The sequence below is a fragment of the Kitasatospora sp. NPDC015120 genome, from assembly GCF_043080305.1.
GTDB lineage: Bacteria > Actinomycetota > Actinomycetes > Streptomycetales > Streptomycetaceae > Kitasatospora.
Window position 1 is genome coordinate 29,810 of the sequence record NZ_JBIBVJ010000025.1, and the last position, 19,667, is coordinate 49,476.

A 19,667-nucleotide genomic window follows, 5' to 3' on the forward strand; every position below is an offset into this window, starting at 1 on the left:
GGCCCGCGGGGCCCCCGCGGCCGCCCCCCGGGCCCGCCCCCGCCGCCCCCCCCGCCCCCCGGCGGCCCGGGGCGGGGCGGCGGCCGCGGCCGGTCAGCCCTTGGCGAGCAGCGCCTGGGCGTGCTCCCTGACCTGGTCCTTGGTCAGATAGGCGTCGGTGTACTCGAAGTCGCGCAGCCGGGCGGGCTGGCGGGCGAGGAAGCCGGTGCGCACGAAGTCGTCGCCGGCGGTGGCGTTGAGCAGCCAGTTGGCGCCGACCCGGAACTTCGCGGCATTGGTGCGCATCGCCATCAGGTGGTAGCCGCGTGCCACCAGCTGGGCCGGCACCCCGCGCAGCTCCACCCCGACCGGCTTGGAGACGGCGTCCTTGCCGCCGAGGTCCACGACCAGGCCCAGGTCCTTGTGGTAGTACGGCTCCAGCGGCTGGTGGCGCAGCGCCGCGATCACGTTGCCGGCCACCGCCCGGCCCTGGCGGGCCGAGTGCTGGGCGGTCGGCGGGCAGACCGCGCCGTCGCCCTTGGCGAGGTCCGGCACGGCGGCGGCGTCGCCGAGCGCGAAGACGCCCTCGTACTGCGGCACCCGCATCTCCGCCGTCACCGCGATCCGTCCGCGCACCGTCTCGGCGTCCAGGGTGGCGATCAGCGGGCTCGCCGCGACGCCGGCCGTCCAGATCAGCGTCCGGCAGGGCAGCACCCGGCCGTCGGTGAACTTGACCGACTCCGCGCCGACCTCGGCCACCGAGACGCCCAGCGACACCTCGATGCCGCGCTCGCGCAGCACCTCCAGGGCGGCGGTGCCGAGGGCGTCGCCCAGCTCGGGCATCAGCTTCGGCGCGATGTCGATGAGGTGCCACTTGATCTGCCGGGCGTCCAGCCGCGGGTAGCGGTGGGCGGCCGCGGTGGTGAGCCGCTGCAGGCAGGCGGCGGTCTCGGTGCCCGCGTAGCCGCCGCCGACCACCACGAACTGCAGCCGGGACTCGCGCTCCTTCTGGTCCGGGCTGGCCGAAGCGAGGTCGAGCTGGGCGATCACGTGGTCGCGGACGTAGGCCGCCTCGGCGAGCGTCTTCATGCCGCGCGCGTAGTCGGTCAGGCCGGGGATGTCGAAGGTGCGGGTGACACTGCCGGGGGCCAGCACCAGGTAGTCGTACTTCTGCGCCACCACCTCGTCGGTGATCTTGCGGACCACGCAGACCTTGGAGGCCGGGTCCACACCGATGGCGCCGCCGGGGACGATGTGGGTGCGCCGCAGTGAGCGGCGCAGCGAGACGGCCACCGACTGGGGGGTGAGCACGCCGGCCGCCACGTGCGGCAGCAGCGGCAGGTAGAGCTGGTAGCTGAACGGGGTGACCAGGGAGATCTCCGCCTCCGCGGGGGAGAGCTTGCGCTCCAGGCGGCGCGCGCACTCCAGTCCGGCGAAGCCGCCGCCGACGATCAGGATCCGGGCTCGTTCCATCGCGTCCCTCACAGTGCAGTCGGTACCGGTGCGGGTGGGTGCCCCACGGCGCGGCCGGCGTGCCGCGGGTCGTGGTCGTCGGGTGCCCCGATCACTGTCCGCCACACTCGCACGGAGCAGACCGGGCTGCCACCGGAGGCGACCCGGGCGGGCGAGCGTGCCGAGCGACACCCGCCCCGTGCATATGCCCGATAGGCTGTCCGCCGTGCTCCCCGAGGTGACGGCGGTCCGTTATGTGACGCCACTGCGAGAAGGCGGCTCGATGCCGGGCCTGGTCGAGGCCGACGACCGGCGTCTGTACGCCCTGAAGTGGGTCGGCGCGGCCCAGGGCCGCAAGGCGCTGGTGGCCGAGGTGCTGGCCGGCGAGCTCGGCCGGCGGCTCGGCCTGCCGGTGCCCGCGCTGGTGACCGTCGGCCTGGACCCGGTGCTGGCCCGCAGCGAGCCGGAGCCGCAGATCCAGGACCAGATGCGGGCCAGCGGCGGGCTCAACCTGGGCATGGCCTTCGTCAGCGGCGCGCTCAACTTCGACCCGGTCTGCTTCGAGGTGGACGCCGGGCTCGCCGGGCAGGTGCTCTGGTTCGACGCGCTGATCGGCAACGTCGACCGCTCCTGGCGCAACCCCAACCTGCTGGTCGCCACGGGCGGCCTGCGGCTGATCGACCACGGCGCGAGCCTGATCTTCCACCACAACTGGGCGGGCGCGGCCGGCTGGACCCGCCGTCCGTACGACGCCTCCGACCACGCGCTGCTGGGCGCCGGGCCGGACCTGGCGGCGGCCGACAAGGCGCTCGCACCGCTCGCCGAGGCGGCGCTCGCGGAGGCGGTGGCGCAGATCCCCGACGTCTGGCTGGCGGACGAGCCCGGGTTCGACTCGCCCGAGGCGGTGCGCGAGGCGTACCGCGCCCAGCTGACCGCGCGACTGGCCGGTCCGCGCGACTGGCTGCCGGAGGTGTCCGCATGACCGAGTCCGGTTTCGAGGAGTTCGGGCTGTCGGAGTCCCGCCTGTCCGGGTCCCGGATGTCCTGGGCGGCGGACACCGGGCCGGCCGGGCTCCGGGCGGGCGAGCCGGCGCGCTCGGCGACGCCGCTGCGGGCCGAACTGCACGAGTACGAGTACGCGGTGATCCGGGCGGTGCCCCGGGTGGAGCGCGGCGAGTGCGTCAACGTGGGCGTGCTGCTGTACTGCCGGCAGGGCTCCCACCTGGCCGCGCGGACCCATCTGGACCAGGCCCGGCTGCTGGCGCTGGACCCGGTCGCCGACGTGTCGGCGGTGCGCCGGGCGCTGCAGGGGATCGAGCTGGTCTGCGCGGGCGGACCGCAGGCCGGTCCGGCCGGGGCGGACGCCCCCGGGCAGCGGTTCCGCTGGCTGACCGCCCCGCGCAGCGCGGTGGTGCAGCCGGGACCGGTGCACACCGGGCTGACCGCCGATCCGGAGGCGGAGCTGCGGCGGCTGTTCGACCAGCTGGTGCTCTGAGCGCGAGGGCTTCGCGGGGCCGGCGGTTTGGCCGCCGGACCTTTGCCGTCCTCAAATCTTGAGCAACTGAAGCACTCGGTCGTAGGCTGACCTCATGGGTTCGACGACGACCACGACCGTACCGACCAACGCCGAGCTGATGGAGGCGCTGGCCGCCGTCGGCGGTGCGTACTTCCAGGACTTCGCGGCCGCCGCCGCCCGGCACGGTCTCTCCTCCTCGCAGGCCAAGGCGCTCGGCGCCGTCCAGGAGCCGGTACCGATGCGCGCGCTGGCCGGGCGGCTCGGCTGTGACGCCTCCAACGTGACCGGCATCGTCGACCGGCTGGAGGCGCTGGGCCTGGCCCGCCGGGAGGCCTCGGCGGGCGACCGGCGGGTCAAGATCGTCGTCATCAGCGAGCAGGGCCGGGAGATCCTGGCGCTGATCCGCGGCGAGATGGGCCGCACCCATCAGGCCTTCGAGAGCCTCAGCGGCGAGCAGCGCGCCGCCCTGCACTCGATCTGCCTGCACGTGCTGCCGGTGCTCAGCGGGCGTCCGTAGGCCCGCCCGCCGGATCGCCCGGCGGGCCCGCGGGCCCGGACCCGCCCCGGACCGCCAGGGCCGCCGCGAGGGCGGGCGGCAGCGGGGTGTGGTGGAGCAGGGTGAGGCGCCGGGTCGCGCGGGTGAGGGCGACGTAGAGGTCCGCCGGGCCCTGGGCGAGCAGGGCGGCCGGGTCGAGCAGGACGACCTCGTCGTACTCCAGGCCCTTGGCCTCCCGGACGGTCAGCGCTCCCAGCGCGGCGGCGAGAGCGTCCGGGGCGATCACCCCGAGGGTGCCGGGGCCGGCGGGCAGGGCGGCCAGGGCCGCGGCGTAGTCGCCGTCCGCAACGGGCACCGCGTGCGGGCGTCCCGGGGTGTCCCGGACGGCCCGCGGCGGTTGCCGGCCGGGGAGGTGGGCCCGCACCACCGCCGCCGCCGGCGCCATGATCGCGGCCGGCGTCCGGTAGTTGACGGTGAGCCGCTCCTCGCGCCAGCGGCCCGCCAGTTCGCGGTCCAGCACCTCCGCCCAGGACGCCCGGGCCCCGGCCGGCGAACCGGTCTGGGCGAGGTCGCCGACGATGGTCAGCGAGCGGGCCGGCACCCGGCGCAGCACGGTGCGCCAGGCCATCGCGGACAGCTCCTGCGCCTCGTCGACCACCACGTGCCCGTACGCCCACGCGCGGTCGGCGGCGGCGCGCTCGGCGGTGGTGCGCTCCGGGCCGGTGTCGCGGAAGCGCCCGGCGAGCAGCCCGGCGTCCAGGGTGGCGTCCTCCCGCTGCCCCGTGACGGTGAGCACGCCCTCGGCGTAGGCCAGTTCCTCGTCCAGCACCCGTGCGGCGGCGCGGGCGCGGGCCCGGACCGCGGCGCCGTCCTCGCCGAGGAGTTCGGCGGCCTCGTCGAGCAGCGGGACGTCCCCGGTGGTCCACGGCGTACCGGCCGGGCGCAGCACGGCGGAGCGTTCGGCGGGGGAGAGTTCGGGGGCCGCGGTCGCCAGCAGGGCGGGGTCGGAGAGCAGCCGGTCGATCAACCGGCCCGGTGTCAGGACCGGCCACAGCGCGTCCAGTGCGGCGCGGACCCCGGGCTGCGCCCAGAGCTCGCGCGGGGCGTAGCGGGCCTCCTCCTCGTCGTACGGACGGCCGATGGAGAGCGCCTGCGCCACCGAGAGGGCGTCCAGCAGGGTGCGCAGGAAGAACCCGCGGGCCCGGTTGTGCGGCAGGCGCAGGCCGCGCGCGGCCTGCCTGGCCTCGGCGCAGACCCGGTGCGGCAGCCACAGGTGGTCGCCGAGCCGCAGGTCGCCGGCGGGCAGCAGCTGGTGGGCCTCGACGGCGCGCCGCACCACGTCTGCCATCCACGGCCCGCCCTTGACCACCGCGGCGTCCGGACCGTCCTCGACGGCGGTCCGGACGCCGGGGAACAGCTCGCCGACGGTGCACAGCACCACCTCGCTCTCGCCGAGTGCGGGCAGCACCTGGTCGATGTAGCGCAGGAACGCCGGGTTGGGGCCGACCACCAGGACGCCGCGCCGCTCCAGCACCGCGCGGTGGGTGTACAGCAGGTAGGCGGCGCGGTGCAGGGCGGTGACCGTCTTGCCGGTGCCGGGGCCGCCCTGGACGACCAGCGCACCGGGCAGCGGGGCGCGGATCACCCGGTCCTGCTCGGTCTGGATGGTGGCGACCACGGTGGCCATCCGGCCGGTCCGCTCGCGGTCGAGGGCGGCCAGCAGCGCCGCCTCGCCGACCAGGCCGCGCCGGCCGCCCTCGTCCAGGCCGGCGAGGTCGAGCGCCTCGTCGTCCAGCCCGGTCAGGGTGCGGCCGCTGGTGCGCAGGTGGCGGCGGCGCACCAGGTCGCCCGGGTCGGCCGGGGTGGCGGTGTAGAACGGGCGGGCGGCCGGCGCGCGCCAGTCGATCAGCACCGGCTCGTACGTCCCGGACAGCTCGTCGGTGAGGCCGGTCCGGCCGATGTGGCGGACCGTGCCGTCGCGGTGGTCGAGGCGGCCGAAGCAGAGTCCGCGCTCGACGGCCTCCAGCCGGGCCGCGCGGCGGGCGGCCTCGGCGGCATGCAGCTCGCGCTCCAGGCGGGCCTGGTGGGTGCCGCCCGGGCCGGCTTCGCGGCCGGCCGCCGCGAGGGTCCGGCGGGTGCGCTCGCGGGCGGCGTCCAGCTGGGCGTAGAGGCCGGTCAGGTGGGCCTGTTCGGTGCGCAGCGCCTCGGCGAGGGGGGCGTCCGGTCCGGCCCCTGGAGGGGGAACCGCTGGAGATCCGTTCACGGGTGTGGTATCCTTGCGGTGAGGAGTTTGTACAGGCCTGTGGAATGACTGCTCAAGTGTCCCAGCCTACCCGAACCCGGGCCGTTCCGGCTGACCTCGGCTGTTAGGCTTGCGAAGCGTGAGCGCGAAGCCCCAGATCCCCAATGTCCTGGCCTCCCGGTACGCCTCGGCGACCCTGGCCCAGCTGTGGTCCCCCGAGCACAAGGTGGTGCTTGAGCGCCACCTCTGGCTCGCCGTCCTGAAGGCCCAGCAGGACCTCGGTGTCGAGGTGCCCGCCACCGCCGTCGCCGACTACGAGCGGGTGATCGACCAGGTCGACCTCGCCTCCATCGCCGCCCGCGAGCGGGTCACCCGGCACGACGTCAAGGCCCGCATCGAGGAGTTCAGCGACCTCGCCGGCCACGAGCAGATCCACAAGGGCATGACCTCCCGGGATCTGACCGAGAACGTCGAGCAGCTGCAGATCCGCCAGTCGCTGGAGCACGTGCGCGACCGCACCGTCGCCGTACTGGTCCGCCTGGGCCGCCTCTCCGCCGAGCACGCCGAGCTGGTCATGGCCGGCCGCTCGCACAACGTGGCCGCGCAGGCCACCACCCTGGGCAAGCGCTTCGCGTCGATCACCGACGAGCTGCTGGTCGCCTTCCGCCGCCTGGAGGAGCTGATCGCCCGCTACCCGCTGCGCGGGATCAAGGGCCCGGTCGGCACCGCGCAGGACATGCTCGACCTGCTCGGCGGCGACACCGACAAGCTGGCCGAGCTGGAGCGCCGGGTCGCCGCGCACCTCGGTTTCGAGAACGTGCTCACCAGCGTCGGCCAGGTCTACCCGCGCTCGCTGGACTTCGAGGTGCTGACCGCGCTCGTCCAGCTGGCCGCCGCGCCGTCCAGCCTGGCCAAGACCATCCGCCTGATGGCCGGCCACGAGCTGGTGACCGAGGGCTTCAAGGAGGGCCAGGTCGGCTCCTCGGCGATGCCGCACAAGATGAACACCCGCTCGTGCGAGCGCGTCAACGGCCTGGCCGTCATCCTGCGCGGCTACGCCTCGATGACCGGCGAGCTGGCCGGCGACCAGTGGAACGAGGGCGACGTCTCCTGCTCGGTGGTCCGCCGGGTCGCGCTGCCGGACGCCTTCTTCGCCTTCGACGGCCTGCTGGAGACCTTCCTGACCGTCCTCGACGAGTTCGGCGCCTTCCCGGCCGTGATCGAGGCCGAGCTGGACCGCTACCTGCCGTTCCTGGCCACCACCAAGGTGCTGATGGGCGCGGTGCGGGCGGGCGTCGGCCGGGAGACCGGCCACGAGGTCATCAAGGAGCACGCCGTCGCCTCCGCGCTCGCGATGCGGGCGGGCGCCCGGGAGAACGAGCTGCTGGACCGGCTGGCGAACGACGAGCGGATCCCGCTGGACCGGGCCGCGCTGGACGCGCTGCTGGCCGACAAGCTGTCCTTCACCGGCGCGGCCGGGGCGCAGGTCGCCGAGGTCGTCCGCCAGGTCGAGGCCGTCGCGGCCGCGTACCCGGAGGCCGCCAAGTACGCGCCGGGCGACATCCTCTGACGTGACGTCACCCGCCCGCCGCAGGGGCGGGCGGGCGAGCCGCAGCCCCGTCGCCGGTCAGGCGGCGGGGCCCTCGCGGCGTTCGGCGGGGACCGGGGCCGGGTGGCCGGGGTCCAGCGGCGGGGCGTTGGTCGCGCAGGCGTAGCGGCAGTCCGGTTCCGCCACCGGGCGCGCGTCCGCGGGGGCCAGCACATTGCCGCGGACGGCCACCAGCGCGGTCAGCCCGCCGGCCACCAGCAGCCCGGCGCAGATGAGCATCGAGGTGCGGAAGGCGGAGTCGACCGCGTCCGGCACCTGGTAGGCGTCGCCGCTCAGCCCCGACAGCGCGGGCAGTGCCGCGACCGCCAACAGCCCGGCGGCCCGGGCGGCGGCGTTGTTGACGCCGCTGGCGATGCCCGCGTGGCGCACGTCCACCGCCGCCAGCACGGTCGCGGTCAGCGGCGCGACCAGCAGCACCATCCCGCTGCCCATCACGGCGACGGCGGGCAGCACGTCCGCCCAGTACGAGGCGCCGGGGCCGATCCGCAGCATCAGCAGGACGCCCGCCGCGCAGAGCAGCGGGCCGACGGTCAGCGGCAGCCGCGGGCCGATCCGCTTGCCGAGCCGGCCCGCCCGGGCGGACAGCACCAGCATGATCACGGTGATCGGCACCAGGGCCAGTCCGGAGACCAGCGGGGAGAACCCGGAGACGATCTGCAACTGCACCACCAGGAGGAAGAAGACGCCGCTGAACGCCGCGTAGACGGCGAGGGTGACCAGGTTGACGGCGGTGAACAGCCGGGACGAGAACAGCCCCAGCGGCAGCATCGGCTCCGGGGTGCGGCGCTCGACCGCCACGAAGGCCGCGCCGAGCAGCAGGCCCGCCGCCCCGGTGACCCAGACCGCGGGGGACAGGCCCTTCCCGGCGGCGGTCAGCGCATAGGTGACGGCGCCCAGCGCCAGGGCGGCCAGCACCGCGCCGAGCACGTCGAAGCGGCCGGTCGCGGACTCGTCGCGGCTCTCCGGCACGTGCCGGGCGGACACCGCCACCACCACGGCCGCCAGCGGCAGGTTCAGCAGGAAGATCCAGCGCCAGCCCGGGCCGTCCACCAGCCAGCCGCCGAGCAGCGGGCCGACCGCCGCCGAGACCCCGCCGAGGCCGGACCAGAGGCCGACCGCCGCCGAGCGGTCCTCCGGGTGGAAGACGGCCTGGAGCATCGCCAGCGAGCCCGGGGTGAGCAGTGCGCCGCCGACGCCCTGGACGGCGCGCGCGACGATCAGCACCTCGACGGTGGGCGCGGCGGCGCAGGCCGCGGAGGCGGCGGCGAACCAGACCACGCCGAGCAGGAAGACCCGGCGCCGGCCGTAGCGGTCGCCGAGGGCGCCGCCGAGCAGGATCAGGCCCGCGAGGGTCAGCAGATAGGCGTTGAGCGTCCATTGCAGGGCGTCGAGTTGAGCGCCGAGGTCGGCGCCGATCCTGGGCAGCGCGACGTTCACGACGGTCCCGTCGAGCATCGCCATGCTGGAGCCGAGCACCGTCGCCAGTAGTACCCAGCGACCCTGCGCGGTGCCCAACCGCAGGGTGCCGGCCTCGGAGGTGGCCACGGCCCATGGTCGGTCCGGTGGGGCCCACGTGACAAGGGTCACCGGGGGTGTGTCGGGGGGATCCCCTTTCCGTGAGTGATCGTGTACGCACTGGTTCCGGCGTGGGCGCAGGGTGGTGGATCACGTGCGCGCGGTAAATGGATTGTGTGCGTACTGTGCATGCCTTTTCTGCGCAGCGTCACGGTGGGACGGACTTTGGTCCCGGGCCGTAGAGATCGACATTGCTTCACCCGAACGGATGAGTTTTAGTTCAGCGACCGCCCGGCGTCAGCCCGGGTGGCCACCGGGTGGAACGCCTAGTCCTGCCGCTGCCCGGTGGTACGCACCGAACTCTGTACGGCAGGAGCGGGGGACCCACAGGTAAGTCGCCGGACCCGAATTCGCGGTCCGGCTAGGGGTGAAGCCGCCTTTGCGGCCGGGCAACTCCAGCCCGAACCCGACAGCTCACCTCGCAGGCGTCGGAGAGGACATTTTCCATGCCCGCACAGGCTCGTCGTACCGCCCTGCCCCGCGCCGCCCGCATCGGCATCGCCACCGCTGTCACCGGTGCCGCCTTCGCCCTCCCGCTGGTGACCACCGTCTCCGCCCAGGCGCACGAGGTCCCGGCCGCCAAGCCCGCCGCTCCGGCCGCCGCCCAGGCCGCGCAGGCCGCCCCGGCCGCCGCTCCCGCCGCCGCCCCGGCCGAGGAGAGCTACAAGGTCGTCGGCGGGGACACCCTGTCGAAGATCGCCGCCGCCAAGAACGTCACCGGTGGCTGGCAGGCGCTGTACGAGCACAACCGCTCGGTCGTCGGCGCCAACCCGAACCTGATCTTCCCGGGCCAGAAGCTCGCGCTCGGCGCCAAGGCCGCCCCGGCCGCCAAGCCCGCCGCCCCGGCGGCCAAGCAGGCCGCGCCCGCCGCGAAGCCCGCTGCCCCGGCCGCGAAGCCGGCCGCGCCCGCCGCGAAGCCCGCCGCTCCGGCCGCCAAGCCGGCTGCCCCGGCGACCAAGCCGGCCGCCCCGGCCGTCAAGCCCGCCGTGCAGACCACCGTCGCCCCGGTGACCGCGACCCCGGTCGTCGCCGCCACCTCCGGCTACGTCGCCCCGCTGGCCAACCCGAAGCTCGGCACCGCCTACGGCGTGGCCGGCTCGATGTGGTCCTCCGGCCACCACACCGGCGCCGACTTCGTCGCCTCCACCGGCACCCCGCTGCGCGCCGTCGCGAACGGCACCGTGGTGAAGGCCGGCAACGGCGGCGCCTACGGCAACGAGGTCGAGATCAAGCTCGCCGACGGCAAGTACGCCCAGTACGCGCACCTGTCCTCGATCGGCGTGAAGATCGGCCAGACCGTCACCGTCGGCCAGCAGATCGGCCTCTCCGGCGCGACCGGCAACGTGACCGGCCCGCACCTCCACTTCGAGATCCGCACCGGCTCGGAGTACGGCTCGGACATCGACCCGATCGCCTACCTGCGGGCGCACGGCGTCGCGATCTGACCCTCCGGTCGGATCACCTCCGCCACCGCTGGGTGCGGGGCGAGACCGCTCCCCCGGGATGGTCATGTCGGGTGACCGCTCGACCGGGTGAGCACCGCACCTCCAGCGGAACGACGGGCGCGGGACACGCCCGTCCGGCCGGCCCGGTTCGCGAGACCTCCCTCGCGAGCCGGGCCGGCCGTCGTCGTTCCCGGTCGAACGGGCCGGGCCGCGGTCGAACAGCGCGTCAACCGGGCGGGGCCGACACCGGGTCACCCCGCTTTGCGGGCCGGACGCCGCCCGCCGATGCTGTCGGGTTGTCAACGCCCGTCCGCTCCGGCGGGCGGCGCAGCCACGGCAGGTGAAGGGGGCCGGATGGCCATCCAGCGCGGGGACGCGACCGGGGACGTGACCGGGGGCGCGGGGCGGCGGGACGGGGTGGAGCGGCTGAAGGCGGACTCGGTCGGCCTGCCGGGCGTGGTGTTCATGGCGGTCGCCACGGCGGCGCCGATCACCGCGATGACCGGCAACCTCCCGATCGTCATCGGCCAGGGCAACGGCGCCGGAGCGCCCGCCGCCTACGTCTTCGCGACCCTGGTGCTCACCGTCTTCTCGGTCGGCTACGTGGCGATGGCCCGTCACATCACCGCGGCCGGAGCCTTTTACGGCTACATCTCGCACGGGCTGGGCCGGGTGGTCGGGATGGCCTCGGGACTGCTGGCGGTGCTCGCGTACATCGTCTTCGAGGCGGCCGTCCTCGGCTTCTTCGCGTACGCGCTGCGCGCGCTGGCCGCGGCGCAGCTGGGGGTGGTGCTGCCGTGGGGCTGGTACGCGGGGCTCGGGCTGCTGGTGATCGCGGTGATGGCCTGGTTCGACCTGCACCTGACCGCGCGGGTGCTCGGGGTGGCGCTGGTGCTGGAGGTCGCGGTGCTGGGCGCCGTGTCGCTGGCCGTGCTGGTCACCGGGGGCGGGCCGGACGGACTGGTGGCCGGGGAGGCGCTCGATCCGCTGAACGCCTTCCGCGGCGTCGGCGGGGACGGCGCAGGGGCGGGCGCGGGGCTGGGGCTGTTCTTCGCGTTCTGCTCCTGGGTCGGCTTCGAGTCCACCGCGATGTACGGCGAGGAGTCCCGCGACCCGAAGCGGGTGGTGCCGAGGGCGACGCTGATCTCGGTGGTCGGGGTCGGGCTGTTCTACGTCTTCGTCTCCTGGATGATCGTCTCCGGCAACGGCGTGCGGCACGCGGTGGAGGTGGCTCGCGGCGCCGTCCCCGGCAAGGACGGCAACAGCCTGTTCTTCGACCCGCTGGGCGCGCACCTCGGCGGCTGGGCGGTCACGGTCTTCCAGTGGCTGGTGGTGAGCGGCTCCTTCGCCTGCGCGATGGCCTTCCACCAGTGCGCGGCCCGGTACCTGTACGCGATCGGGCGCGAGGGGTTCGTCCACCCGGCGCTGGGGCGCACCCATCCGCGGCACGGCTCGCCGCACATCGCCTCGGTGGCCCAGTCGGTGATCGCGGCGGCGCTGGTGGCCGGGTTCCTGCTGGCCGGGATGGACCCCTACGCGCATCTGTACACGCTGCTGGCGCTGCTCGGCACGATGGCGATCCTGATCGTGCAGACGCTCTGCTCGTTCGCCGTGGTCGGCTGGTTCCACGTGCAGGGCCGCCATCCGCGGACCCGGCACTGGTTCCGGACGCTGGTGGCGCCGCTGGCCGGCGGGGTGGGGATGGCGGGGGTGGTGGCCCTGTTGGTGCTCCACCGGGACGCGGCGGCCGGTGCGGCCGCCGGCACGCTGCTCTTCCGGCTGATCCCGTACCTGGTGACCGGGACCTTCCTGGGCGGGCTCGGGCTGGCGCTGTGGATGCGCGCCCGCCGGCCGGAGCGGTACGTCCGGATGGGGCGGATCGTCCTGGAGGACGCTGCGGAGCGCTCCGGGGAGGCCGAGCCGGTGGGTGCCTGACGGCGCGCCAGGTGGTTCAGGGGCGGCGGGCGGTTCAGGGGCGCCGGGCGGGCAGCTCCTGTTCGGCGGCGGTCAGCAGCTGGTGCACCCGGTGCCCGAACTCGTCGGCGTCGCGGGCCGGTTCGGGGAAGACCAGACGGACGTCGCGGTGGCCGTGCGGGTGGTCCAGGCGGAGCACCAGGCCGTACCGGTCCAGGGCGAGCGGGCGGACGGCGGGGTGGGCGGCGAGCAGCGCGGGGTCGAGCAGCCGGGTGAGCACGGCGAGCGCCTCCCGGTGGTCGTCGGCGAGGTGGGTGAGCAGGCCGGCCTCGTAGCGGGCCAGCGGGTCGGGCGTGACGGCCGCGAGGTCGGCGCCGGTGATCGCGGTGGTGCCGTACGGGGTGGAGAGCACCGCGTGGGCGACGTCCAGGCGGAGGTGGACGCTGAGGCCGTCGTCGGCGAGGTGGGCGAGGTCGAGCCGGCCCGCCAGGGTGAGGCGGCCGCGGACCCGGTCGCGGACGGCCACCGGGGCGATGTCGGTGAGGTCGAGCACGACCGCGAGGCCGTCCTGCTCGTGGGCGGCGGCGACGGTCAGCGGGGCGTCGAGCGGGGCGCGCAGCCGCAGCCGGGAGCCGTGCACCGAGACGGGGGTGGTCAGTTCGTGCGGTTCGCCGAGGGCGCGGACGACCACCGAGGAGGCGGCGGCGAGCAGGCCGGCGATCCGCTCGGCGGCGCTCGGCTCCGAGGGCGCGGCGGTCTCGGCGTCGTGGGGGTGCGGGCTCATGGGTGCGGGACCTCCGGCGGGCTGCCTGCCTGATTGTTAGGTGAGCCTAACCTAATGAGTCGGGAGGGGGAGGGCAAGGCGCCTTCGGGACGGACGCGCAAGGGCCCGGACGCGCAAGGGCCCGGACGCGCAAGGGCCCGGACGCGCGGTCCGGGCCCTTCGGGTCGTGCCGGGGGAGGTCAGGCGACGACGGCCTGGGCGTCGATCTCCACCAGCATCGGCTCCTGCGGCAGCTCGACGAAGATCGTCGTGCGGCACGGCTTCACGCCGCCCGGCTTGATGTTCTCCTCGATGAACGCGGCGTAGACCTCGTTCATCAGCGGGAAGTCGGCGCGCTTGGTGAGGTACACGCGGAACATCACCACGTCCTCGATGGTGGCGCCGCCCGCCTCGACGATCGCCTTCACGTTCTCCAGGGTGCGCCGGGTCTGCGCCTTCACGTCGCCGTGGTACAGGTACTCGCCGGTGGCCGGATCCTGCGGGCCCTGGCCGGAGACCTGGAGGATCGGGCCCTTGCGGACGCCCTGGGAGAACATCCAGGCCGGGGCGGGGGCGCCGTCGGTGCGGATCTCGGTCTTGTCGCTCATGCGGTTTCGCTTCCTCGGTGGGGTGCGGTCGGGGGTCGGGGGGATGGCTTCAGGAGTGGTGCGGGACCTGGCCGCAGTCGGCGGAGACCGCCCGGGTGGTGGCGAGGAGCTGCGGCAGCAGTTCCAGCACCTGCTCGTACGGCAGGACGACGTCCGGGACGGAGATCGAGGCGGCGGCGACCACCCGGCCGCTGGCGTCTCGGATCGGCGCGGCCACGCAGTTGATGAACGCCTCGTGCTCGGCGTGGTCCTGCGCCCAGCCCTGGGCGGCGACCTTCTCCAGCTCCGCGAGCAGCGCCTCGGGCGTGGCCAGCGTGCGGGGGGTGTGCGGGACGAAGTCGATCCCGGCCACCACCCGGCGCCGCTCCGGCGCGGGCAGGTCGGCGAGCAGCACCTTGGAGACGGCGGCGCTGTGCAGGGCGGCCCGCAGGCCGATCCGCGAGTACATCCGCACCGGGTGCCGGGAGTCGTACTTGTCGATGTAGACCACCTCGCCGCCCTCGTACGCGGCCAGGTGCACGGTCTGGCCGGTGGCGGAGTTGAGCTCGGCGAGGTGCGGGGCGGCGATCCGGCGCACCCCGCGCTGCTCCAGGGCCAGCCCGGAGAGCGCGAACAGACCGGCGCCCAGGTGGTAGCGGTAGCCGGCGTCCCGGTAGACGAATCGTTCCTCTTCGAGGGACTGGAGCAGCCGCAGCACGGTCGTCTTGTGCACGCCGAGCACCTCGGCCAGCTGGTCCAGGGAACGCTCGCCCTCGCCGAGCTCGGCGAGGATGCGCAGGGCGCGGGTGACGGTCTGGCTCATGGTGCTCCAAGGGCCTTGGCGGCGGCCGGTCGAGGGTCGGCGGCACCGCCCCCGGGGGCGGCGGTCTCCGCGGTGAGCGCGGGGGCGGTCGGTGCGGACAGGACAGGAGACACGATGCCATCCGCCGAGACCCGGGTGGCCGCCCAGTCCTCGGGCGAGGCGTCGAGCAGGGCCGTGACCACCGCGGCCGGCGGCAGTTCGGCCTGGTCGCCGTGGGCGGTCAGCGCGCAGGCCGCGCTGAGGTGGCCCAGCCGCAGGCGGCGGCGCTGGTCGAGGCCGCGGACGGTGCCGGCCAGGTAGCCGGCGGCGAAGGCGTCCCCCGCGCCGGTCGCCTCGACCACCTCGACGGCCAGCGCCGGTTCGCCGACCGTGCTGCCGTCGCGCCCGACCGCGGTGACCAGCCGGGCGGCGTCCTTGACCACCAGGGTGGCGGGGGAGGGGAAGCGCCGGCGCAGCTCCTGCGGGTCGCCGGTGCCGAAGGCGGTCTCCGCCTCGTCGGCGCCGAGCAGCAGCAGATCGGCGGCGTCCAGCAGCGGCGGCAGCACCGAGGGGTCGCGCTCGCGCCAGAGCGCGGGGCGCCAGTTGAGGTCGAAGCTGACCAGCCGGCCGGGGCGGCGGTCGGCGAGCAGGGCGCGCAGCAGCGCGAGGCAGTCGTCGGACAGGGCGGCGGTGATGCCGGACAGGTGCAGCAGCCGGGCCCCGGCCAGCAGCCGGGCGGCGGCCGGGTCCGCCAGCAGGGCCGGGGAGAGGGCGGCGGCGGCCGAGCCGCGCCGGTGGTAGTGCAGCCGGCTGCGGCCCGGACCGAGGTCGTGGCGGTCGCCGGTGGTGCCGCCGACCTCCTTGAGGTAGAGGCCGGTCGGGCGGTGCGGGTCGACGGCGACCGCGGAGACGTCCACCCCGCGGGCGGCCAGCTCGCCGAGCAGGCGGCGGCCGAAGCCGTCGTCGCCGACCCGGCTGAGCCAGGCGCTCGGCACCCCCAGGGCGGCGAGCGCGCCGGCCACGTTGGACTCGGCGCCGCCGACCGAGAGCCGGAAGCTCTCCACCGACTCCAGCGGCCCGGGCCGGTCCGGCAGGAGGACGGCCATCGACTCGCCCACGCAGACGGCGACCGGGGTGACGGGCGTCGGGCCGGGGGCGGGCGGGGCGGCCGCCGGACGGCCGGGCGGTGGGGTGCCCGGGCTCACGGCGGCGTCCTGGCGTGGCATCTGCTGGGCTCCTCGGAGTGCTGCGGCCGGCCGGGTGGGGGTGCTGTGGCGAGCCTGCCTGACCCGCCGTGCGGCGGGCGGCTGTCGTTGACCTTCGTCCGGCGCCGATGCTAGAACCGTGTTGCCAGCATGTGCAACCCTCATTGCACATGTTGCAACATGGCAGATGGAGGAAGACGGTGGACCAGACCTTCGCAAGCAGTGGTTCCGGCCCGGGCCTCGACACCCGGGCGGTGGCGGCCCTGGCCGAGGAGGTGCTCGACTGGCGGTTCAAAGCGCTGCCGGCGGCCGCCGCGGGCCTGACCGTCAGCCAGTACCTGGCCACCGGGCCCGCCCTCGCCGACCTCGGCACCCCGCTGCTCACCCTCGACGCGGGCGCGCTGGACCACAACCTGCGCACCATGGCCCGCTGGTGCGCCGACGCGGGCGTGGCGCTCGCGCCGCACGGCAAGACCACCATGGCGCCCGCGCTCTGGCAGGCGCAGCTGGAGGCCGGCAGCCACGGCATCACCCTGGCCAACCTGCCGCAGCTGCGGGTCGCCCGGGCCTTCGGCGTGCGGCGGCTGCTGCTCGCCAACGCGCTGCTCGACCCGGCCGGCCTGCGCTGGCTGGCGGGCGAGCTGGCCGCCGACCCGGACTTCGCCTTCGCCTCCTGGGTGGACTCCGTCGAGAGCGTCCGGCTGATGGACAGCGCCCTGCGCGCGGCCGGCGCCGAACGCCCGGTCGAGGTGCTGGTCGAACTCGGCGGCCCGGGCGGGCGCACCGGGGCGCGCACCGTCGACGCGGCGGTGGAGATCGCCGACGCCGTCCGCAGGGCGCCGACCCTCCGGCTGGCCGGCATCGGCGGCTACGAGGGCGCGCTGGCGCACGACGCGAGCGAGGGCGGCCTCGGTGCCGTCCGCGGCTACCTGCGCTCGCTGGCCGACCTGCACGGGCGGCTCGCCGGCCGGTACGCGGACGGGGCGGCGCCGGTGGTGACGGCCGGCGGCAGCGCCTACTTCGACCTGGTGGCCGAGGAGCTGGGCGCGCTGCCGGAGGCGTTCGTGGTGCTGCGCTCGGGCGCGTACCTCGCGCACGACGACGGCTTCTACCGGGGCATCTCGCCGCTCGGCCGCGGGGGCGGGCGCGAGGGGGGCGCCCTGCGGGCGGCGCTGCACGGCTGGGCCCGGGTGGTGTCCCGGCCGGAGCCGCAGCTGGCCCTGCTGGACGCGGGCAAGCGCGATCTGCCGTTCGACGAGGGGTTGCCGGAGCCGCAGCTCGTGCGGGGCGGTGCGGGGCCGGCCGGCGCGGGGCCGGTCGGGACGGCGGCGCGGATCACGGCGCTCAACGACCAGCACGCCTTCCTGCGCGACGCCGGCGACCTCGCCCCGGTGGGCGCCGTGCTGCGGCTCGGCATCTCGCACCCCTGCACCGCCTTCGACAAGTGGGCGCTGATCCCGGTGCTGGACGACGCCTCGGCCGCCGAGCCGAGGGTCACCGGGCTGGTCAGGACGTTCTTCTGATGAGCGGTGCGCGGACCGATGAGACGGGCGCGGCGAGTCCGGCCACGGCGAGTCCGGCCACGGCGGGCCGGGGCACGGCGGCGCGGGGCACGGTCTTCCGTGGCGCGACCGTCGTGGACGGCACCGGCGCCGGACGGTACCGGGCGGACGTCCGGGTCGCCGACGGGGTGATCGTCGAGGTCGCCGGCCCGGGGAGCACGGCGGGCGGCGCGGCCCGGACGGTCGACGCCGACGGGCTGGTGCTCGCCCCCGGCTTCATCGACATGCACGCCCACTCCGACCTCGCCCTGCTGCGCGAACCCGAGCACCCGGCCAAGGTCACCCAGGGCGTGACCTGCGAGGTCCTCGGCCAGGACGGCCTGTCCTACGCACCCGTCGACGACGCCACGCTGCCCGCGCTGCGCCGCCAGATCGCCGGCTGGAACGGCGACCCGGACGGCTTCGACTGGGACTGGCGGACCGTCGGCGGCTACCTGGACCGGCTGGACCGCACCGGACCCGCCGTCAACGCCTGCTACCTGGTGCCGCACGGCTCGCTGCGGATGCTCGCCATGGGCTGGGACAACCGGGCCCCGAGCGAGGGCGAACTCGACCGGATGCGCGAGCTGCTGGCGCAGGGCCTGGCCGAGGGCGCGGTCGGCATGTCCAGCGGTCTGACGTACACCCCCGGGATGTACGCCGGGACGGAGGAACTGGTCGAGCTCTGCCGGGTCGTCGCCGGGTACGGCGGCTTCCACGCGCCGCACCAGCGTTCCTACGGCGCGGGCGCGTTGGAGGGGTACGCGGAGATGGTCGAGATCGCCCGGCGGTCCGGCTGCCCGCTGCACCTCACCCACGCCACCATGAACTTCGGCGTCAACCAGGGCCGGGCCGGCGAGCTGCTGGACCTGGTCGACCGGGCGCTCGACGACGGCGTCGACCTCACCCTGGACAGCTACCCCTACCTGCCCGGCTCCACCACCCTGGCCGCCCTGCTGCCCAGTTGGGCCACCGAGGGCGGACCGCAGGCCACCCTGGCCCGGCTCGGCGACCCGGCGGCACGCGAGCGGATCCGCTACGAGGTGGAGGAGAAGGGCAGCGACGGCTGCCACGGCGTGGTCACCGACTGGGCCACCATCCAGCTCTCCGGTGTCGGCTCGCCCGAGCTCGCCGACGCGGTCGGCCGGACCGTCGCCGAACTCGCCGTCGCGCAGGGTCGCAGCGGCACCGAGGTCTTCCTCGACCTGCTGCTCCGGGACGAGTTGGCCACCACCATCCTCCAGCACGTCGGCCACGAGGAGAACGTCCGGGCGATCATGCGCCACCGCGCGCACACCGTCGGCAGTGACGGGCTGCTCGTCGGCGCCCGGCCGCACCCGCGCGCCTGGGGCACCTTCCCGCGTTACCTGGCGCGCTACGTCCGGGAATTGGGCGTGCTGACGCTGGAGGAGGCGATCGCCCGGATGACCGGCCGGCCCGCTGCCCGGCTGCGGCTGCACCGGCGCGGGCGGATCGCCGCCGGGTACCACGCCGACCTCGTCCTCTTCGACCCCGAACGCGTCCAGGACACCGCCACCTTCGAGCAGCCCAGGCAGCCGGCCGCGGGCATCGAGTGCGTCGTGGTGAACGGCACCGCCGTCGTCGAGCAGGGCCGGGTCACCGGCGCGCGGCCCGGCCGGGCGCTGCGCCGGACCGGGCGGGGGGTGGAGGCCGCATGAGGCGTGGGGCCGTTCCTGCGGCCGTTTCCGGGGCCGGTGCTGTTCCGTTCCCTGTGCCTGTGCCTGTGCCTGCTGCTCCTGCTCCCGTGGTTCCGAGTGAATGGATGAAAGCCCTGTGAACCCCAACCTTGCGAACGCCCGACCCGTGAACCGGAAGGCGTCCGCCGAGACCGTGGCGGCGTCGGCGCGGGCCGCGCTCGCCGCCGAGCCGGTGATCGCGGTCGTCCGCGCCCCGCGGATACCGGACGCCGCCGCGCTCTGCGCGGCACTGGCGGAGGGCGGCATCACCTGGACCGAGTTCACCTTCACCACGCCCGATGTGACGACCCATCTGCGCAGGGCGGCGCAGGCCGGTCATCGCGTCGGGGTCGGCACCGTGCTCACCGCCGAGCAGGCCGAGAGCGGGCTCGCCGTCGGCGCGTCGTTCCTGGTCACGCCCGGTCTGCGGCCCGAGGTGGCGGACGCCGCGCACGCGGCCCGGGTCCCGGTGGTGCTCGGCGCGCTCACCGCGACCGAGGTGGCCCAGGCCGTCGACCTCGGCGCCGCGGCGGTGAAGATCTTCCCCGCCCGGGCCTTCGGCCCCGGCTACTTCAAGGACCTGCGCGGACCGTACCCGGACGTCCCGCTGGTCGCCTCCGGCGGTGTCAACGCGGGCAACGCGGCGGAGTTCCTGGCGCACGGCGCGCTCGCGGTCTGCGCCGGGACGGACGTGGTGGCGCCCGAGGTGGTCGCGGCGGGTGACTGGGCCGAGATCACCCGGCGGGCGCGGGCGTTCACCGAGGCCTGCGCCGCCCGCTAGCGACGTTTCCGGGGACCGCTCCGGGCTCGGTCCGGTCCCGGTCCGGTCCCGGCCGGAGCCGGCC

The 19,667-nt window shown here is 75.4% G+C and carries 16 protein-coding genes and 1 riboswitch; of the genes, 9 read left to right on the forward strand and 7 right to left on the reverse strand.

Translation table 11 applies throughout. From position 1 onward, the window contains the following. Positions 1–93: 93 nt before the first annotated feature. Positions 94–1,452 (reverse strand): NAD(P)/FAD-dependent oxidoreductase, encoded by a 1,359-nt coding sequence (locus tag ACF1AK_RS32465; RefSeq protein ID WP_391502405.1) that lies wholly within the window; start codon positions 1,450–1,452, stop codon positions 94–96. 205 nt (positions 1,453–1,657) lie between these two features. On the opposite strand from ACF1AK_RS32465, the gene ACF1AK_RS32470 reads away from it, so the two are divergent. The 3 genes from ACF1AK_RS32470 (at position 1,658) to ACF1AK_RS32480 (ending at position 3,463) form a co-directional block, all read left to right on the forward strand. Beyond that, positions 1,658–2,413, forward strand: coding sequence for a HipA family kinase (locus ACF1AK_RS32470; RefSeq protein ID WP_391502406.1), 756 nt, complete (start codon positions 1,658–1,660; stop codon positions 2,411–2,413). A 56-nt stretch (positions 2,414–2,469) separates the two neighbouring features. After that, positions 2,470–2,925 carry a DUF3037 domain-containing protein gene (locus tag ACF1AK_RS32475; RefSeq protein ID WP_391502461.1) on the forward strand — a complete coding sequence of 152 codons (456 nt, stop codon included), beginning with the start codon at positions 2,470–2,472 and terminating at the stop codon, positions 2,923–2,925. A gap of 94 nt (positions 2,926–3,019) precedes the next feature. Then, positions 3,020–3,463 carry a MarR family winged helix-turn-helix transcriptional regulator gene (locus ACF1AK_RS32480; RefSeq protein ID WP_391502407.1) on the forward strand — a complete coding sequence of 148 codons (444 nt, stop codon included), beginning with the start codon at positions 3,020–3,022 and terminating at the stop codon, positions 3,461–3,463. Here ACF1AK_RS32480 and ACF1AK_RS32485 read toward each other — a convergent pair. Next, on the reverse strand, positions 3,447–5,705 hold the full coding sequence (locus ACF1AK_RS32485) for a HelD family protein (RefSeq protein ID WP_391502408.1): 2,259 nt from the start codon (positions 5,703–5,705) through the stop codon (positions 3,447–3,449). The two genes, ACF1AK_RS32480 and ACF1AK_RS32485, sit on opposite strands and share 17 nt — an antisense overlap. Positions 5,706–5,823: 118 nt before the next feature. On the opposite strand from ACF1AK_RS32485, the gene purB reads away from it, so the two are divergent. Further along, the gene (purB, locus tag ACF1AK_RS32490; RefSeq protein WP_391502409.1) at positions 5,824–7,254 is read left to right on the forward strand and encodes an adenylosuccinate lyase; all 1,431 of its coding nucleotides are present in this window, start codon (positions 5,824–5,826) and stop codon (positions 7,252–7,254) included. A 57-nt stretch (positions 7,255–7,311) separates the two neighbouring features. Here the strand turns inward: purB and ACF1AK_RS32495 are convergent, their stop codons facing one another. Then, positions 7,312–8,838 (reverse strand): MFS transporter, encoded by a 1,527-nt coding sequence (locus tag ACF1AK_RS32495; RefSeq protein WP_391502411.1) that lies wholly within the window; start codon positions 8,836–8,838, stop codon positions 7,312–7,314. Between the two features lie 313 nt (positions 8,839–9,151). After that, positions 9,152–9,311: riboswitch (cyclic di-AMP (ydaO/yuaA leader) on the forward strand. A gap of 3 nt (positions 9,312–9,314) precedes the next feature. Here ACF1AK_RS32495 and ACF1AK_RS32500 point away from each other — a divergent pair. Both ACF1AK_RS32500 and ACF1AK_RS32505 read left to right on the forward strand, forming a co-directional pair. Next, a complete protein-coding gene (locus ACF1AK_RS32500; RefSeq protein WP_391502412.1) occupies positions 9,315–10,313 on the forward strand; it encodes a peptidoglycan DD-metalloendopeptidase family protein in 999 nt (332 codons plus the stop codon). A 354-nt stretch (positions 10,314–10,667) separates the two neighbouring features. Further along, positions 10,668–12,248: an APC family permease gene (locus ACF1AK_RS32505; RefSeq protein WP_391502413.1), complete on the forward strand. Its 1,581-nt coding sequence runs from the start codon at positions 10,668–10,670 to the stop codon at positions 12,246–12,248. Positions 12,249–12,282: 34 nt separating this feature from the next. On the opposite strand, the gene ACF1AK_RS32510 is transcribed toward ACF1AK_RS32505, so the two are convergent. The 4 genes from ACF1AK_RS32510 to ACF1AK_RS32525 form a co-directional block, all read right to left on the reverse strand. After that, complete coding sequence (locus ACF1AK_RS32510; RefSeq protein WP_391502414.1) at positions 12,283–13,011, reverse strand: DUF2470 domain-containing protein; 729 nt, start codon at positions 13,009–13,011, stop codon at positions 12,283–12,285. A 179-nt stretch (positions 13,012–13,190) separates the two neighbouring features. After that, complete coding sequence (locus tag ACF1AK_RS32515; protein WP_380287737.1) at positions 13,191–13,598, reverse strand: RidA family protein; 408 nt, start codon at positions 13,596–13,598, stop codon at positions 13,191–13,193. A gap of 49 nt (positions 13,599–13,647) precedes the next feature. Next, positions 13,648–14,400 (reverse strand): IclR family transcriptional regulator, encoded by a 753-nt coding sequence (locus ACF1AK_RS32520; RefSeq protein WP_391502415.1) that lies wholly within the window; start codon positions 14,398–14,400, stop codon positions 13,648–13,650. Next, positions 14,397–15,605, reverse strand: coding sequence for a sugar kinase (locus tag ACF1AK_RS32525; RefSeq protein WP_391502416.1), 1,209 nt, complete (start codon positions 15,603–15,605; stop codon positions 14,397–14,399). Before ACF1AK_RS32525 ends, ACF1AK_RS32520 begins: the two co-directional genes overlap by 4 nt. 179 nt (positions 15,606–15,784) lie before the next feature. Here ACF1AK_RS32525 and ACF1AK_RS32530 point away from each other — a divergent pair, with 179 nt between their 5' ends. The 3 genes from ACF1AK_RS32530 to ACF1AK_RS32540 all read left to right on the forward strand — a co-directional run bounded on the left by ACF1AK_RS32530 (position 15,785) and on the right by ACF1AK_RS32540 (position 19,603). Further along, complete coding sequence (locus ACF1AK_RS32530) at positions 15,785–17,107, forward strand: amino acid deaminase (protein ID WP_391502417.1); 1,323 nt, start codon at positions 15,785–15,787, stop codon at positions 17,105–17,107. Further along, on the forward strand, positions 17,107–18,804 hold the full coding sequence (locus ACF1AK_RS32535) for an amidohydrolase family protein (RefSeq protein ID WP_391502418.1): 1,698 nt from the start codon (positions 17,107–17,109) through the stop codon (positions 18,802–18,804). Before ACF1AK_RS32530 ends, ACF1AK_RS32535 begins: the two co-directional genes overlap by 1 nt. Before the next feature lie 145 nt (positions 18,805–18,949). Beyond that, a complete protein-coding gene (locus ACF1AK_RS32540; protein WP_391502419.1) occupies positions 18,950–19,603 on the forward strand; it encodes a bifunctional 4-hydroxy-2-oxoglutarate aldolase/2-dehydro-3-deoxy-phosphogluconate aldolase in 654 nt (217 codons plus the stop codon). The last annotated feature ends 64 nt before the right edge of the window (positions 19,604–19,667 follow it).